This is a genomic window from uncultured Aquabacterium sp., assembly GCF_913773725.1.
In the GTDB taxonomy this organism is placed as follows: domain Bacteria; phylum Pseudomonadota; class Gammaproteobacteria; order Burkholderiales; family Burkholderiaceae_C; genus Aquabacterium.
Genome location: NZ_CAJYGK010000156.1, coordinates 64,264 through 80,230, shown reverse-complemented (window position 1 = coordinate 80,230; position 15,967 = coordinate 64,264). Strand labels below are relative to the sequence as shown.

The following is a 15,967-nucleotide window of genomic DNA, read 5'->3' as shown; positions in this document are numbered from 1 at the left end:
TCTGACTGCTTGAAGGCCTCACTGGCCGGTGATCGCCGTGTTCAACGTGCGGACCGAGCCGTTGATGAAGCGCAGCGTGGCCTCGTAGCGCACGGTGTTGTCGGCGAAGCTGGCGCGCTCGCGGTCCATGTCCACCGAGTTGCTGTCCAGGTTCGTCTGCGATGCGGCTGCGTAATTCATGTCGGGCTCGGTGCGTGCGCCGGCAGGGCGGCCATCTCGCTGCAGATGGCCCGATGCGCTGGTCGTGGCCAGCTGCAGCTTGGGCATGCCGGGGCTGCGTTCGGCCACCGAGCTCTGGCCCGTCGCATTGCGCAGGGCTGTGGCGAAGTCGAAGTCGCGTGCCACATAGCCCGGCGTGTCGGCGTTGGCGATGTTGCTGGCGATCAGGCGCTGGCGCTCCGACCGCAGGGTCAGGGCCTGGGCCTGGAAATTCAGGGAATCGGTCAAGCGGTTCAACATCTCGGGGACCTCCGGCCTTCGACGGACCGGTGGATCCGGTGTCCGAGCCCAGGCCTTGAGCTTGGTGCCGATGGTGCGGCGAGCGCGGCCGGAACATGAGCCGGAATAAGGGGCGTTTCGGCCGCCATTTCAGACCTCGGCCGGCCGGCCGCATCCGTACAGTCCGATTCACCATGTTCAGCCCGCTGTCGTCCTCGAAACCGCCGTCTGCCGCGTCCCCGATCGGGGCAGTCGCGCGCAGCGCGTCGGATGCCACATCATGGTGGCGGGCCTCGCTGGCCTGCTGGCTGTCGCGAGGCGCGCTGGCCCTCGCATGGACGCTGGCGCTCGTGTGCGTGGCGTGGGGGCAGACAGCGGCGCCTCAGGCTGCCCTGCCTGCAGATGCCAGCCTGGCATTGCGCGCAGAAGTGGGGGCCTTGCTGTCCCAACAGAAAGTCGCGCAGGGTGAAGGCGCCGGCAGCAGCGCGGCGCGCAGCCCCTGGCGTGTCGCGTTCGAACTGGGCGAGCTCGATCCCCGTCTGCGACTGGCGCCTTGCCAGCGCATCCAGGCCTACCTTCCCGCCGGCGCCCGGCTCTGGGGCCGCACGCGTGTCGGCCTGCGTTGCGAGCAGGGGCCGGTGCGCTGGAACGTCTTCTGGCCCGTGACCGTACGCGTGTGGGGCCAGGCCGTCGTGGCCGCCGCGCCACTGCGGCCCGGTGAGCCCCTCACGGCGGCCGACCTCAAGCTGGCCGAAGTGGACCTGGCGGCCGAGCCCGCGCCTGCCGTGCTCCAGCCGGCAGCCCTGATCGGGCGCTCTGTGACGCGGGCGCTGGAAGCAGGGCATGCCCTTCGCACCAGCGACGTCCGTCCGCGGCGCTGGTTCGCGCTCGGAGACACCGTCACCGTCAACGTGCTGGGTGACGGCTTCCATGTGCAGGCCGAGGGGCGGGCAATGGCACATGGCGATGAGGGTCAATGTGCGCGCATCCGTGCCGAAAATGGTCGTACGGTGTGCGCGATGCCAGTGGGCGAAAGACTGGCCGAACTCCGGCTCTGAAACAATTGATTGCGTTTTGACCCCTTATTCATGGGGTTCGGGATGCAAAACGGATTAAAGTCGGTCAGTCTCTCGTCGATAAGACGGATGTGACCACTCGGTGAAAGCCGGGAAACAGGAGTACATCATGAAGATCGGCAACCCACTTGAAAAGGCGATAGGCGCCGGGGCCGCCCAGCGGACCGAGGGTGCCACCACCACGTCCACACCCGGCAAGACCGGTTCTCTGGACGGTGGTGTGAGCGAGAGCGCCAAGGTGACGCTGTCCTCTACGGCAACCGGGCTGATGAACACCGCCGACAACGGCGACTTCAATGCGGCCAAGGTGTCCGAGGTGAAGTCGGCGATCGACAACGGGACCTACAAGGTCAACGCAGAAGTGATCGCGGACAAGCTCATCAGCAACGCCCGCGACCTGCTGCAGGCACGCGCTGCCTGATTTCAGCATGTCCGCGTTGGGCCGAGGCCTTCCCATGCCACCCGCTGACGCCCTGGCTCAGCGGGTGTCGGTTCTCGAGCAGCAACTCGACGCGCTTGAAGCCGCGTTCGCCCAGGGCGAGCCCTCGGGCATCGAGGCGGCCAGCGAAGGATTGCACCAGGCCCTGATGGAAACGGCTCGCGTGGCGGGCCAGCACGGGGCTGCGTCGTTGACGCCGTCGCTGCGCGAACGGCTCGATCTGGCGCGCGCGCGCGCCGCGGCCCAGCTTGCACCGGCTCATCGGGCGGCCCTGACATTCGAGCGTACGCTCCAGGTGTTGCTGCCGCGTGAGCAGGCCGACACTTACGGGGCTCTGGCCAGCGGCCCTGGTGCCCAGGCCATCAAAGCCTACCGCTGAAACGGCGCCGGGCCTCAGGCCTCGACCGCGCCTTCCACCACCATCTGCACGCGCTGCCGCCCCTGGAACTCGTCCAGTGACACGCGGTAGGCCAGTTGCGCCCGCGCTGGCAAGGGAGCCGTCCGGCCAAACCAGATGCCGTCGCGCACCTGGCCCTGAACCCGCAGGCTGAGCTTGAGGTGGCGTTCGCCCACCAGACGCTGGTTGATCACCTCGACCGGCTCGCAGAACACCGGCGCGTCGAATCCGGGGCCCCACACGGCGGCGTCCAGCGCCTGCACGGTGTCCGGTGTGAACCAGTGCACCGCCAGAGGGCCATCGGTGCTCAGCTGCCGCTGCAGCAGGCTCGCATCCAGTTCTGCTTCGGCGATGTGTTCAAGGGCAGTCTGAAACTTCGGGAAATCCGCTTCCGCCACGGTGCAGCCCGCTGCCATGGCATGGCCGCCGAAGCGCTTGAGCAATCCGGGGTGCCGTTTGGCCACCAGGTCCAGAGCGTCGCGCAAATGAAAGCCGGGAATGGAGCGGCCAGAGCCTTTCAGGAGGCCGTCCTGTCCGCGCGCAAAGACAAAGGTGGGACGATGCAGCCGGTCCTTCAGCCGCGATGCAACGATCCCGACCACCCCTTCATGAAAATCCGGGTCGAACAGGGCGAGCGCGGCGGGGGGCTCGCCTTCCGGCATCACCTGCTCCAGCAGCATCTCTGCCTGCTCCCGCATGCCACCTTCCAGGTCGCGGCGTTCCCTGTTGATGGCATCCAGCTGGCGCGCGAGAGTCTCCGCGCGGGCCGGGTCATCGGTGGCCAGGCATTCGATGCCCAGCCCCATCTCCGCCAACCGGCCCGCCGCATTGACGCGGGGGCCCAGCGAGAACCCGAAGTCCTGGCTGGTGGCGCGCGCCGGGTCGCGGCCTGCCGCTGCGAACAGCGCCGCGATACCGGGTTGCATCCGTCCTGCGCGGATGCGCTTCAATCCGAGGGAGACCAGACGCCGGTTGTTGTCGTCCAGTCGACCGACGTCGGCGATGGTGCCGAGGGCCACCAGATCCAGCAGGCTGTCGATGCGCGGCTGGCTGGCGGCCTCGAAGGCGCCGCGTTCGCGCAGCACCGCCCGCAGAGCGAGCAGCACGTAAAACATCACCCCGACGCCCACCAGGGCCTTGCTGGGAAAGCGGCATTGAGGCTGGTTGGGGTTGACGATCACATCGGCATGCGGCAGGTTGACGCTGCCGTCGGCCTCGATCACGGGCAGGTGGTGGTCGGTGATCAGCACCTTCATGCCCATCGAGTGCGCCAGGTCGACCGCTTCATGGCTGGCCATCCCGTTGTCCACCGTGATGAGGACGTCGGCGCGCCGGGCCCGCACGAGCTCGACGATGGGGGGCGTCAGGCCATAGCCGTGAACGGCGCGGTCGGGTACCACGTAGCTCAGCTGCTCTGCTCGGGCGCCCAGCATGCGCAGGCCGCGCAGGGCCGTCGCGCAGGCGGTGGCGCCGTCGCAGTCGTAGTCCGCGACGATGCACAGCCGCTGGCCGGCAGCAAGGGCGTCTGCCAGCAGCAGTGCCGCCTCACGGGTGCCGGACAAGGCGTCGGGCGGAAGCAGGCGGGCCGGGCTGTCGTCCAGCTCGTCGGCCTGGCGCACGCCACGGGCCGCGAACAGGCGGGCCAGCAAGGGGTGGACGCCGGCCTGTTCCAGGGCCCAGGCGGCGCGTGGGGGAACGTCTCGTTCGATCAACTGCATCGGGATGGCGCTCACAGTTCGGCCAGCCAGCTGGCGGGGCGCGCAGCGGTCACGCCACGCCAACGTTGCCACCAACGGCCCAGCGCGCCACGCGGCGCCGCGGCCGTCAGTGTCACGGCGCTTCGCTCCCCGCACAGGGTGAGCTTCACGGGCTGCCCGGCCTTGAGCCGGGCACAGGCCGGGGCCAGCACCGACGCGTCCACTTCCTGCCAGGCGGCCAGCCAGGCCGGCATGTCGTCGGCCAGCAGGGACGCACGCAGGTGGTCGACCACGGTCACCCCGGCTGGCAGGGTCGCCGTCCGGCCGGGCAAGCCGCAGCCACTCAACCAGAACGAGTTGATCGTGGGCAGGCCTGCTGCTTCACGGCGGTCGTTGACGGCATGCTGATACAGCACCATCTGAACCTCGCTCTGCAGCCGCCGCAGCACCCGAGCCTGCGGGTGATCCGTCATCCACACGTCCGGATTGCGACCGATCACGCGGTCCAGCGACGCCGTGGGCAGCCCTGCCAGCGAGGCATGGGATGCATACCAGCGGGTGGGCGCGCCCCACAGCAGCGTCCAGCCATCGCTCTCGAACAGATCTCGCACCGCTTCGAACGCGGCTCGGGAGTCGGCTGCGGTGATCCCCATGCTGTCCGGGTCCAGCAGGGTCATGTGGTCACGGCCCATCAGCCAGTGGCAAGGGGTCAGCTGGCCCCAGTACTGGTCGGGCGTCAACGTGACGCCGTCGTGATGGGCCCACCAGGCGGCCCAGGGCAAGGCCCCGTCTGCCAGGGCATCGCCCGTCTCGGCCCAGCCGAGCAGGTCGGCCAGAACGCGCTCGTGCGGCATCGACAGTGCGTACTCATCCGCATGTAGTCGCCCGGTTTCCTCCAGCAGCCCCCACAACTCGGACCAGTGGGGCAGGGCATCGGCAGCGTCCAGGCGGGGCAGGGCCTGGACGCAAGGCTCGGACAGGCTGGCGGCAAACGGCACGATCCAGTGCGGCAGCGGCGCTTCTTTCACATCGGGGGCGGGCATGGGGGGGATTATCGAATGAGTACACTCCCCCCACCATGAATCTGCCTTATGAATGGCGTGTTGGCTGGCGTTACACCCGTGCCAGCCGGGCCACCCGACGCAACGGCTTCATCTCTTTCATTTCCGGCGTGTCCGTTCTGGGCATTGCGCTGGGGGTGGCGGCCCTCATCATCGTGCTGTCGGTGATGAACGGTTTTCAGAAGGAAGTGCGCGACCGGATGCTGTCCGTCATTGCCCACGTGGAGCTCTACGACGCCCACGGTGGGGCTCTGGTGGAGTGGAAGCTGCTGGCGAATGCCGCGCGGCGCCATCCAGCAGTTGCTGGCGCTGCGCCCTTCGTGCCGGCGCAGGCGCTCATTGCACGGGGTGACGACATGCGCGGGGCCATGGTCCGCGGCATCGTTCCGGCAGAGGAAGCCCAGGTCACGCCGCTGGCTGCCAGCATGAAGCCCGTGTTTGGCCGGCTGGTGCCTGGGGGCTGGGGTGTTGTGATCGGGGTGGAACTGGCGCGCAGTCTGGGCCTGCGAGAAGGCGATGTGATCACCCTCGTGGCTCCGAGCGGTCAGGTGACACCCGCAGGGGTGGTGCCCCGCCTCAAGCAGGTCACGGTGGTGGGCCTGTTCAACGCAGGCCACTTCGAGTACGACAGCGGCCTGGTGCTGATGCATGCCGAAGACGCCGCGCGCCTGTTTCGTACCGGGGGGATCACCGGTGTGCAACTGCGCCTGAAGGATGCCCAGGCGGCCCGTCAGGTCGGTGCGGAGTTGCAGAACCTGTTGGGCGATGGCGTCATCGTGCGTGACTGGACGCACACCAACCGCAACTGGTTCGATGCGGTGCAGGTGGAAAAGCGCATGATGTTCATCATCCTGACGCTGATCGTGGCGGTGGCCGCGTTCAACCTGGTGTCCACCCTTGTCATGACCGTGACCGACAAACGCGCCGACATCGCCATCCTGCGCACGCTGGGCGCCAGTCCCCGCTCGATCATGGCCATCTTCATGGTCCAGGGCGCGCTGTCGGGGTTCCTGGGCACGCTCGGTGGCCTGGGGCTGGGCTTGTTGGTCGCCTTCAACATCGACGTGATCGTGCCGGCCATCGAGCGCCTGCTGGGCGTCGATTTCCTGCCGGGCAGCATCTACCTGATCAGCCGCATGCCTTCCGACCCGCAGTCGACCGACATCGTGCCCATTGCCCTGATTTCACTCGTTCTGTCCCTCGCCGCCACGCTCTACCCCAGCTGGCGCGCCAGTCGTGTGCAACCTGCCGAGGCCTTGCGCTATGAGTGAACTCATTCCTGCCGAACACCGTCCCCTCCACGTGCGCAAGGTGCACTCCTTGCGCACCTTCCGGTGGCTGGCCCACGGGTGGGCCGATCTGATGGCCGCTCCAAGGGTCGGCCTGGCGCACGGTGCCCTGATGGCACTGTTCGGGGGCGCGCTGCTGGCGTTTGCCTGGAACCACTTCTGGGTCCTGGCCGGGGCGTTCTCGGGGTTCCTGCTCGTGGCTCCCATCCTGTCGACTGGCCTGTACGCCGTCAGCCGCGCGCTGGTGCGTGGGGAGCCAGCCAACTTCGGCACCGTTCAGCGCGTCTGGGCTTCACTGGACCGGAGACTGGTTCAGTTCGGCATCCTGTTGACGGCCATGGGCACGGGCTGGGTGATCAGCTCCGCGGCCATCATTACCCTCGGTGTGAAGCCGACGGTCGCCACGCCTGTCGATTTCCTCTATCGCGTGGTCCTGGCGTCCGACTCCGGGGTGTTCGAGATCTGGCTGCTGCTGGGCGGGCTCATGGCTGCCCCGATTTTTGCTTCCAGTGTGGTGGCCATTCCCCTGTTGCTGGACCGCCAGGTCACCATGCAATGCGCGCTGCGCACCAGCTGGCAGGCCGTGGCAGCCAATCCCATCTGCATGAGCCTGTGGGCCGCCATCGTCATGTCGCTGACGGCCCTGGGACTTGCAACATTCATGTTCGGCCTGATCGTGGTGCTCCCGGTGCTGGGGCACGCCACCTGGCATGCTTACCGGGACCTCGTGGTCCGAGAGACGAGTTGACATGTACGGCTTGACCGAAGAGCAGATTGCTCAGTGGGGCCTGACCTTCGGGGTCGGCGCGTTCATCCTCTACATGATGTTCATCATCGTGCAGCTCGCGCGCGAATCGAAGGCAGGCAAGTTCGGCACCTTCGTGCTGTTTCTGGTGCTGGGTTTCGGCGTGCTGGGCTTCGTCGCCAAGAACGTCATCGCGTGGTTGCTGAACATCTGATGACATCTTCCGCTTCCTCCATCCTGCATGCCCGGGGCCTGGTACGCCGCTTCCACGAAGGCCCCGTGGACGTGACGGTGCTGCATGGCGTGGACCTGACCGTGTCGGCCGGCGAGACCGTGGCCATCGTCGGGGCCTCAGGCTCCGGCAAGAGCACGTTGTTGCACCTGCTGGGCGGGCTCGACTCGCCCACCCAGGGGCAGGTGCGACTCATGGGGCGTGATCTGGCGCAGATGAGCCCGGCCGAGCAGGGCAGCTGGCGCAACCAGCACCTGGGCTTCATTTATCAGTTTCATCACCTGCTGCCCGAGTTCTCGGCCATCGACAACGTGGCCATGCCGCTGCTGATCCGGCGCCAGCCCATTGCGCAGGCGCGTGAACACGCGCAGGACTGGCTGGCTCGTGTCGGGTTGGCACACCGCGGCAACCACCGGCCGGCCGAGTTGTCCGGCGGTGAGCGGCAGCGCGTGGCAGTGGCTCGGGCCCTGGTCACACGGCCGGCGTGCCTGTTGGCTGACGAGCCGACAGGTAACCTGGATCGCGGCACAGCCGACGCGGTGTTCGAGCTGATGATGGAGCTCGCCCGCAACGAAGGCACGGCGGTCGTGATGGTGACGCACGACGCTACCCTGGCGGCGCGCTGCGTGGTGCGCCACCAGCTGGTCGGCGGGCGGTTCGTCGACTGACGCTGCCTTGCGCTGGCCAGGCCTGGACCCCAGGTGGATGCGATGTGGATCGACACCCATTGCCACCTCGATGCGCCGGAGTTCGGCGCGGACCGGCCCGAGGTGATTGCCCGGGCCCGCGCAGCCGGGGTGGCCATGCAGGTCATTCCAGCGGTGATGCCCTCCTTGTTCGACAGCGCGCGACGGGCAGCTCAGGAGGCCAATGGAGCCTACGCGCTGGGCACCCACCCGCTGTACGTGCATGCGGCGGGCGACGACCCGGTCGCGCGCTTGGGCGAGGCACTCGCCCAGCACGGCCAGGACCCTCGTCTTGTCGCCGTGGGCGAGATCGGGTTGGACCACTTCGTGCCGGCCTTGCAGGATGAGTGCTCCCGGAAACGGCAGGAGTCGCTGTACGCGCAGCAACTCGAGCTCGCGGTCGAACACGGTTTGCCCGTGATCCTGCATGTGCGCCGCAGTGCCGACCTGTTGCTCAAACACCTGCGCCTGCAACGAGCGCGAGGGCGGCCCGTGCGAGGCGGGATCGCCCACGCCTTCAACGGCAGCCTTCAGCAGGCCCACGCTTTCCTGGATCTGGGCTTCTGCCTGGGCTTCGGCGGCGCGATGACGTTCGATCGGGCACACCAGATCCGCCGCCTGGCAGCCGCCTTGCCGGCCGATGCCATCGTGCTGGAAACCGATGCCCCGGACATTCCGCCGCACTGGCTGTACCGCACGGCGGCCGAGCGGGCTGCAGGTCTACGCAGCCGTAACGAGCCGGCAGAGTTGCCGGCCATGGCTGCCGTGCTGGCCGCGCTGCGAGGGTGGTCGCTCGAGCAGGTCAAGTGGCACACCACCCGTAACGCCCAGCGCGTCCTGCCACGGTTGTTGCTCCTGGGTGCTCCGGGCTGACACGGAAGCTGTCTCCGAATGGCGCGTTTGCGCCACGGCGTGCCGGGAGCAGTCGGGCGGTCAACTGCTTCAGCCTGAGGCACTCGTGCTCCATGTCGGGTGGGATAACCCTGTTCCACCTTGGGCCTTTCCCTGTCACATCGGTGTCCTGGCCAATTCCGGCACAGGCCTTGCCCTCCGGTCCCCCAACCCGCAGTCCAGCGGGCTTACCCATCCAAAGGTTCAAGACTGGAGACAACATGAAGACTGCCCCCATCAAGTCGATCCTCGCCCTCGCTGTGGCCGCTGCTGCCGCCTCCTCGGCTCAGGCCGTGAGCTTCGAACAGAACGGCGTCACGCTCGACATCAACGGCACCGTCAACGGCTTCTACGTCAACCGCGACAGCAAGACGACGGTCGAGGGCGTCAGCCAGACCACCAAGACCAGCGGCATCTCCAACGGCCTGCTGCCGGGCTGGATCAACTTTGTGGCCACCGGCAAGGCCGGCGGCTACGACGTCAAGGCGCACATCAGCTTTGCCCCTGGCATCAACGACCGCTCCGACATCGTGGGCCTGCCCAAGGGCTCCGGCGCTGACGGCATCACCCAGGGCGTGGACAACAGCCCCTTCAGCCAGATCGACACCCGCAACAACTACTTCTCGTTCGGCACGCCCACGATGGGCACGGTCAAGATCGGCCGTGACATCGGCATGTTCGGTCAGAACGTGATCCTGTCCGACATGACCCTGCTGGGCGTCGGTGGCACGACCAACGCGGCCATCCCGTTCAACACGACGTTCGGCATGATCGGGCATGGCTACATGTACACAGGCTTCCAGGCCCAGATCTCGTACCTGAGCCCGAAGGTGTCGGGCTTCCAGGCAGGTGCCGGTCTGTTCCAGCCGAAGAGCTTCTCGGGCAACTCCGCCAAGACCCCCGGCCTGCAAGCCATGGCCACCTACGACATCCCGGGCGCGCTGCCGGGCCAGCTGTGGACCGGTCTCGTTCACCAGAAGACCGACTGCCAAAGCTCGACCACTTGCGCCACCAAGCCGTTCACGGCCAACGGCTTCGAGCTGGGTGGCAAGGTCCGATTCGATGCCTTCGAAGTGCTGGCCTATGGCTTCAACGGCAAGGGCCTCGGCCTGTCCACCGTCGGTGCACAGTTCCTGGGTGGCGCTGATGCAGACGGCAACAAGACCAAGTCCAACGGCTACTTCGTGCAAGGCACCTACAAGCTCGGTGACACCAAGTTCGGTCTGAACTACGGTCAGAACAAGGACAAGGATGGTGCAGCCGGTGCCGGCGTGTCGCTGAAGAACCAGAGCTACACCCTGGGCGTGTACCACTCGCTGAACAAGTTCATCACCCTGGTGGGCGAGTTCAACAACGAGAAGCAGACCAACTCGGCCAACTCGAACGAGACCAAGACCAACACCATCAGCCTGGGCGGCATCCTGTTCTTCTGATCGCGAGGTCGGTAAGAGCGTCTGGCTGCGTGCGGTGCGCAGCCAGGCGGGCAACTTGGGGCAACGGTCACGCGACCGTTGCCCTTTTTTTATCCTGACGCGGCCACGCCTGCGGTCTCGAACACCACCCGCCAGGCGGCGAGCTTGCGCTCGAAAGACCACGAAGCATTGGCCGGGCTGGTCGAGGGCAGTTGGTAGACGGGCAGGCCCAGGGCCCGCGTGATGCGCATGTGCCGTGCCGACTCGCCGCCGTTGTGCGCAATGCCGCGCAGCGTCGGCACCTGCCGGATCAAGCCGGGCAGGTCGTTGAGCTGGGCGTCACGGATGGCGCTGTCGAGGCTGCCCTCGCGTGCGCAGCCGGCATACACGTCCCAGATGGCGAGGCCATGGGCCCGCACGACCGGGAGGCGCTCAGCGTAGGGACGCACTTGCAGGGCCTCGTCGCCACGCAGCCCCCACAGCGCCGACAGAATGGGCCAGAACGCGTTGCGGGGATGAGCGTAATACTGCTGCGACGCCAGCGAGGCCACGCCCGGAAAGCTGCCGAGCACCAGCAGCCGCGCGCCCGGGCCCACGACCGGAGGCAGGCCTTGCAGACGCGGGGACGGAGGCTCGGGAGTGCGTGGCATGGGATCGGCACTGTGCCACACTCGCCGCGTGAAACGAAAGCCCCGACTCCCCGAGGCCACCCTGTCCGAACAGGGCGGCTTGCGTTACCTCCACCTTGAAACCCCCTGGATCCAGGGCGCCATGCGCATCCGCCAGCCGCTCAAGCTGGAGCTCGAGTACATCCAGCGCATGATGGCCTGGACGCTGCTGCGCGACCCCGAGGCGGTGGCCACCGCGCGCACCCTGCAGCTGGGACTGGGCGCGGCCGCGCTCACCAAGTTCTGCCACAGCGTCCTTCGCGCGCCCACGACCGCGGTCGAGCTCAATCCCCAGGTGATCGCGGCCTGCCGGGCGTGGTTCCATCTGCCGGACGACGACGAGCGTCTCACGGTGATCCAGGGTGATGCGGCCCGTTTCGTGGCCGACGAGCACCACGTGGCAGCGTTCGACGCCCTGTGCGTCGACCTGTATGACCACGAGGCCGCCAGCCCGGTGCTGGACGATGAGGCCTTCTACCGGGCCTGCTGGCAGGTGCTGGACGATGGCGGGGTCATGAGCGTCAACCTCTTCGGCCGGGACGTCAGCTTCGATCGCAGCGCCAGCCGCATTGCCTCCGCCTTCGGCGCCGACCGCGTGGCCATGCTCAAACCCACGCGCGACGGCAACACCATCGTGCTGGCGTGGAAAGGGTTCGACCTGCCTTCCCGCGAAGTGCTGGCTGAACGCGCCGAAACTTTACAGACCCGCTGGAATCTGCCTGCGCGAAAATGGGTCAAATTGCTGTCCCGATGCACCCCGTCTTTGCCCGCCTGACATGAGCGCTTCCTCTGCGTCCGCCCCCGCACCCGCGCCCGGCCCCGCTTCAACGCCCCGCCGGCCCACTGCCGCCCCCAAGGGGCCGCTGGAGTGGCGGCTGCTGCTGCAGTGGTTGACGGAAGACGGCGTGGTCGGCGTCCGGGACGCCGAGAAGGTGGCCCGGCGCTTTGCCGCAGGCGACAGCGCCCAGCACCCGCTGGTGCGGCTGGCCGGCATGGGCCTGACCCGCGCCGACACCGGCAATCTGCTCGAACTGGAGCCCCTCACCGAGTGGCTGGCCGGGCGCGTGGGCATGCCCTACCTGCGCATCGACCCGCTCAAGGTCGATGTGGCCCGCGTGGCCGAAGTCATGTCCATCAACTACGCCGAGCGCCGCAAGGCGCTGCCGGTGCAGATGAGCCTGACCGAGATCACCATCGCAACCAGCGAGCCTTTGGATGTGGACTGGGTCGAAGAGATCCTGTCGCACACCAAGAAGAAGGTGAAGCTGGTGGTTTCCAGCCCGCTCGACCTGCAACGCTACCGCACCGAGTTCTACACGCTGGCCAAGTCCGTCAAGGACGCCAACAAGAAGACGGGCGACAGCGTCGCGCACAACTTCGAGCAACTGGTCGAACTGGGCAAGAGCAATCGTCAGCTCGACGCAAACGACCAGGGCATCATCCAGGTCGTCGACTGGCTGTGGCAGTACGCCTTCGACCAGCGCGCTTCGGACATCCACCTCGAGCCGCGCCGCGAGATGGGCGCCATCCGCTTCCGCATCGATGGCGTCTTGCACACCGTCTACCAGGTGCCGCTGGCTGTGATGCAGGCCATGACCGCGCGCATCAAGCTGCTGGGGCGCATGGACGTGGTCGAGAAGCGCCGCCCGCTGGATGGGCGCATCAAGACGCGCAACCCGGGGGGCGACGAAGTCGAGATGCGCCTGTCCACCATGCCGACCGCTTTTGGCGAGAAGCTGGTCATGCGGATTTTCGACCCGGACAACACCGTCAAGTCGTTCGAGGCCCTTGGCTTCGCGCCCAGCGAGACCCAGCAGTGGGAGCAACTGGTCAGCCGGCCGCACGGCATCATCCTGGTCACCGGCCCCACGGGCTCCGGCAAGACGACGACGCTGTACTCCACGCTCAAGCGCGTGGCGACCGACGAGGTCAACGTCTGCACCATCGAAGACCCGATCGAAATGATCGAGCCCTCGTTCAACCAGACTCAGGTGCAGGCCACCATCGACCTCGGCTTCGCCGAGGGCCTGCGTGCGCTGATGCGTCAGGACCCGGACATCATCATGGTCGGTGAAATCCGAGATCTGGAAACCGCCGAGATGGCCATCCAGGCCTCGCTGACCGGCCACCTGGTGTTCTCGACGCTGCACACCAACGATGCGGCTTCGGCCATCACCCGCCTGACCGATCTGGGCGTGCCCAGCTACCTGATCAGTGCCACCGTCATCGGCGTGCTGGCCCAGCGCCTGGTGCGCACCCTGTGTCCGCATTGCAAGAAGCCGGACGACAGCGTGCGCCCCGAGATGCTGGCCGAAGCCATCAAGCCCTGGCGCCTCAACGGCCACATCCAGCCCTACAAGCCGGTGGGCTGCCTGGAGTGTCGGATGACGGGTTTCAAGGGCCGGGTCGGTCTGTATGAACTGCTGCCGGTCAGCGAAGGCATCCGCAGTGCGATCCACCCGCATGTCGACATGCCCCGTCTGCGCCAGACAGCTGCCAAGGAGGGGCTGCGTCCCCTGCGGCCGGGCGGCGTCATGAAAGTGGCCGAAGGCGTCACCACGCTGGAAGAGGTGTTGCGCAACACGCCTCAGTGGGAAACCTGATCGGCGGCAGCGGCGCTGGTGAACGGCTCCACCGTCACCACGCAACGGATCCCGCACGGGGAGACCTCTTCCCACCGCACCTGACCGCCGAGCTGCTTCACGCGCTTGCGGACACCGCCCATACCCAGGCCGTGAGACCAGTCCTCCGGCGCCCGGCCGATACCGTTGTCCTGGACCTCGAGGGTCAGGCGGTCATCTGCCAGTTTCAGCGTCACCACGATGTGGCGGGCGCGTGCATGGCTCAGCGCATTGCTCACCAGCTCCCGCAGGATGCGGGTCAGGGACGACCACTGGACCATCGTCAGCGTCACGTTGACATCGGCAGCGAAGTCGAAATCGAGCCGGCATTCGGCCACGGCGGCGCGATGGTGCAGGTCCCGCTTCCATTCGGCCGCGGCCTCTACCAGGCAATGTGATTGGGCTGCCAGGCCGCGTGTCAGGGTTTTCAGGTCCTGCAGCGTGTGCCGGATGTACTCCTCGATTTCCGTGTTCGGGGCCTGGTACATCAGTGTCAGCAACCGCGCCCCGATGTCGTCGTGCAGGTCCTGGGCGATGCGCAGGCGTTCCTCGCTGCGCCCTTGTTCCACAGCGCGATCGAAGTTCAGCGCGCGCTGCAGTTGTTCGATGATGCGCTCGGCAAGCCGGGCATCTTCCACCGTGAACAGGCGCAGCCCCTTGTGTGCGTGTCGCAGCGCAAGCGCTCGGTTGCCCGCTACGGCGTCGCCCAGCCGCGGCATGGGCAACAGCAGCAAGGCGCCATTGCTGCGCACGGCGGCACCGGCCACGTGGCCGCGGACCACTTCGCTTTCCAGCGGGTCGAACAACTCACGCATCAGCCGCAGCATGGCCTCGTTCAGGCGGTCCGGGTGGTGCTCCAGCTCGCGCGCCATGCGATAGAGGTGCTGAAAGAGGCGCTCCATGGACAGTGCATCCCGCCCGGGCAGCTGCGTCAGCATCCAACGCCGCGCCAGCAGGTAGCTTCCCAGCGCGAGAAACAGCGACAGCGTCATCGACGTGAACTGACCGAGCGAGAACACCGCGACGAACAGCAGATCCAGTGACGCGGCCACCGTGCTCGATACGGCCAGCAGCGAGAACTCCTGCAGCACCTGTCGCGTCCGCGACAGATAGGGGCAGAACGACAGCACGATGCCGACAAAGAGATGCCAGACCATCACGCCCTGCCAGCCCAGGTGCAACTGAAGATCAGGCCGCCGGTGCCCGAGCATGAGCGCGAAGACCAGCAGCGCCCAGGTCGCCGCGGCCACCAGCGTGAAGCGCAGCACGATCCTGCCGAATGGATGAGGCTGCACACGCTGTCCATGGCGCATCAGCAGGAGGGCCGCGACCATGCTGAACGCGCACAGGCCTTGCCAGGCCCACCAGCCAGCGGCGGAGGCGAGCACAGAAGGGGCCACGGCGGTCGCGACCGCCACCAGTGCGAGCAGCAGGAGAACCACGCCGCCGACCCAGCGCCCGGCGGCCGTCAGACGGCTCGGTACGCCGACGGCCAGCTGCATCAAGGCGGCTGCAGAGGCCAGGTCGGCGGCCATGCGTCCGCCGAAGTCCAGCGACGCCAGCCACGCCGGCGCGAAGAAGTCGAGGTTGCTGCCGACGGCCATGAACATCAGCTGGGCCGATTGCGCCGTGGTGAGCAGGGCAAAGGCGGCGCTGTTCCGGGTCGGATGTGACAACAGGACCGAGGCCCCCACCATGAACACGGCGAGCGCCAAGCCCGACAGCACCCAGTACAGCACGGTGAGGCCCGACCAGCTGCGGGGGGCGATCAGGACCGGTTCTTCTGCCGCGTGCGCGAAACTCAGGTGAGCGACCAGGCCTTCCGGGCGCCAGTGCTGCCGCACGGCATCGACTTGACGATGAAAGGCAAGGAAGCGAGCACGGTCGGCCTCTTCGGGCAGCCAGCGCGCCGAGCGCTGGAGCAGCACCATGCCGGCGGGGAAGCTCACGGGCTGGGCCGGTCCGGCCTCCGGCGGGGGATCGATGCGCAGGCCGACCAGCTCCAGTCGCTCGAGCCTGCGCAGGGTCGGGTAATCGACAGACTGCAGCGAGAGGTGCCCATCTGCCCTGGCCTTCAGCGTCACGGGAAGGTGAGGCTGTCGAGCGAGCCACCACGCGCACCCGGCCACCACCAGACAGGCTCCGAGTGCCAGCCCCACCAGCAGCCGCATGCGCCAGCCCATCCATCGAGGCGGGGCGCGGGTTTCGCCCAACACCTCGTCGATGGTTGGCAAGGCTCCCGGAGCTCGCCGCGCCAGCAGCCCGTTCAGCCTGTGAGCAGACGAGGGCGGGTGCGCAGCCGGGTCCGGCATGGG

General features: G+C 67.4%; 16 protein-coding genes. 11 read left to right on the top strand and 5 right to left on the bottom strand.

The features are described from left to right. Window positions 1-18 precede the first annotated feature (18 nt). Entirely contained in the window at window positions 19-459 is a 441-nt protein-coding gene (gene flgB, locus QZ709_RS18500) for a flagellar basal body rod protein FlgB (protein WP_294638959.1), read from the bottom strand. Window positions 460-632: 173 nt separating this feature from the next. Here flgB and flgA point away from each other — a divergent pair, with 173 nt between their 5' ends. The 3 genes from flgA to QZ709_RS18485 all read left to right on the top strand — a co-directional run bounded on the left by flgA (window position 633) and on the right by QZ709_RS18485 (window position 2,332). Continuing rightward, on the top strand, window positions 633-1,496 hold the full coding sequence (gene flgA / locus QZ709_RS18495; RefSeq protein ID WP_294638957.1) for a flagellar basal body P-ring formation chaperone FlgA: 864 nt from the start codon (window positions 633-635) through the stop codon (window positions 1,494-1,496). A 127-nt stretch (window positions 1,497-1,623) separates the two neighbouring features. Next, window positions 1,624-1,935: a flagellar biosynthesis anti-sigma factor FlgM gene (flgM, locus tag QZ709_RS18490; protein ID WP_294638956.1), complete on the top strand. Its 312-nt coding sequence runs from the start codon at window positions 1,624-1,626 to the stop codon at window positions 1,933-1,935. Between the two features lie 34 nt (window positions 1,936-1,969). Further along, window positions 1,970-2,332 (top strand): hypothetical protein, encoded by a 363-nt coding sequence (locus tag QZ709_RS18485; RefSeq protein WP_294638955.1) that lies wholly within the window; start codon window positions 1,970-1,972, stop codon window positions 2,330-2,332. 14 nt (window positions 2,333-2,346) lie between these two features. Here QZ709_RS18485 and recJ read toward each other — a convergent pair whose 3' ends face one another. Both recJ and QZ709_RS18475 read right to left on the bottom strand, forming a co-directional pair. Further along, window positions 2,347-4,068 carry a single-stranded-DNA-specific exonuclease RecJ gene (gene recJ / locus QZ709_RS18480; RefSeq protein ID WP_294639130.1) on the bottom strand — a complete coding sequence of 574 codons (1,722 nt, stop codon included), beginning with the start codon at window positions 4,066-4,068 and terminating at the stop codon, window positions 2,347-2,349. An 11-nt stretch (window positions 4,069-4,079) separates the two neighbouring features. Then, entirely contained in the window at window positions 4,080-5,090 is a 1,011-nt protein-coding gene (locus tag QZ709_RS18475; protein ID WP_294638953.1) for a hypothetical protein, read from the bottom strand. A 35-nt stretch (window positions 5,091-5,125) separates the two neighbouring features. On the opposite strand from QZ709_RS18475, the gene QZ709_RS18470 reads away from it, so the two are divergent. The 6 genes from QZ709_RS18470 to QZ709_RS18445 all read left to right on the top strand — a co-directional run bounded on the left by QZ709_RS18470 (window position 5,126) and on the right by QZ709_RS18445 (window position 10,384). Further along, window positions 5,126-6,379: a lipoprotein-releasing ABC transporter permease subunit gene (locus QZ709_RS18470; RefSeq protein WP_294638952.1), complete on the top strand. Its 1,254-nt coding sequence runs from the start codon at window positions 5,126-5,128 to the stop codon at window positions 6,377-6,379. Next, window positions 6,372-7,145: a DUF2189 domain-containing protein gene (locus tag QZ709_RS18465; protein ID WP_294638951.1), complete on the top strand. Its 774-nt coding sequence runs from the start codon at window positions 6,372-6,374 to the stop codon at window positions 7,143-7,145. Before QZ709_RS18470 ends, QZ709_RS18465 begins: the two co-directional genes overlap by 8 nt. A gap of 1 nt (window position 7,146) precedes the next feature. Next, window positions 7,147-7,356 (top strand): DUF2788 domain-containing protein, encoded by a 210-nt coding sequence (locus tag QZ709_RS18460; RefSeq protein ID WP_294638950.1) that lies wholly within the window; start codon window positions 7,147-7,149, stop codon window positions 7,354-7,356. Continuing rightward, complete coding sequence (locus QZ709_RS18455) at window positions 7,356-8,042, top strand: ATP-binding cassette domain-containing protein (protein ID WP_294638949.1); 687 nt, start codon at window positions 7,356-7,358, stop codon at window positions 8,040-8,042. The genes QZ709_RS18460 and QZ709_RS18455 overlap by 1 nt, the downstream gene beginning before the upstream one ends. Before the next feature lie 42 nt (window positions 8,043-8,084). After that, window positions 8,085-8,933 carry a TatD family hydrolase gene (locus QZ709_RS18450; protein WP_294638948.1) on the top strand — a complete coding sequence of 283 codons (849 nt, stop codon included), beginning with the start codon at window positions 8,085-8,087 and terminating at the stop codon, window positions 8,931-8,933. 239 nt (window positions 8,934-9,172) lie between these two features. After that, window positions 9,173-10,384, top strand: coding sequence for a porin (locus QZ709_RS18445; RefSeq protein WP_294638947.1), 1,212 nt, complete (start codon window positions 9,173-9,175; stop codon window positions 10,382-10,384). A gap of 89 nt (window positions 10,385-10,473) precedes the next feature. On the opposite strand, the gene QZ709_RS18440 is transcribed toward QZ709_RS18445, so the two are convergent. Beyond that, complete coding sequence (locus QZ709_RS18440) at window positions 10,474-11,013, bottom strand: DNA-deoxyinosine glycosylase (RefSeq protein WP_294638945.1); 540 nt, start codon at window positions 11,011-11,013, stop codon at window positions 10,474-10,476. Between the two features lie 28 nt (window positions 11,014-11,041). Between QZ709_RS18440 and QZ709_RS18435 the strand changes: the two genes are divergently transcribed. Both QZ709_RS18435 and QZ709_RS18430 read left to right on the top strand, forming a co-directional pair. Then, window positions 11,042-11,806 carry a spermidine synthase gene (locus QZ709_RS18435; RefSeq protein ID WP_366937192.1) on the top strand — a complete coding sequence of 255 codons (765 nt, stop codon included), beginning with the start codon at window positions 11,042-11,044 and terminating at the stop codon, window positions 11,804-11,806. Window position 11,807: 1 nt separating this feature from the next. Then, window positions 11,808-13,634 (top strand): GspE/PulE family protein, encoded by a 1,827-nt coding sequence (locus QZ709_RS18430; protein WP_294638942.1) that lies wholly within the window; start codon window positions 11,808-11,810, stop codon window positions 13,632-13,634. On the opposite strand, the gene QZ709_RS18425 is transcribed toward QZ709_RS18430, so the two are convergent. Next, window positions 13,619-15,964 carry an ATP-binding protein gene (locus tag QZ709_RS18425; protein ID WP_294638941.1) on the bottom strand — a complete coding sequence of 782 codons (2,346 nt, stop codon included), beginning with the start codon at window positions 15,962-15,964 and terminating at the stop codon, window positions 13,619-13,621. The two genes, QZ709_RS18430 and QZ709_RS18425, sit on opposite strands and share 16 nt — an antisense overlap. Window positions 15,965-15,967: the final 3 nt, after the last annotated feature.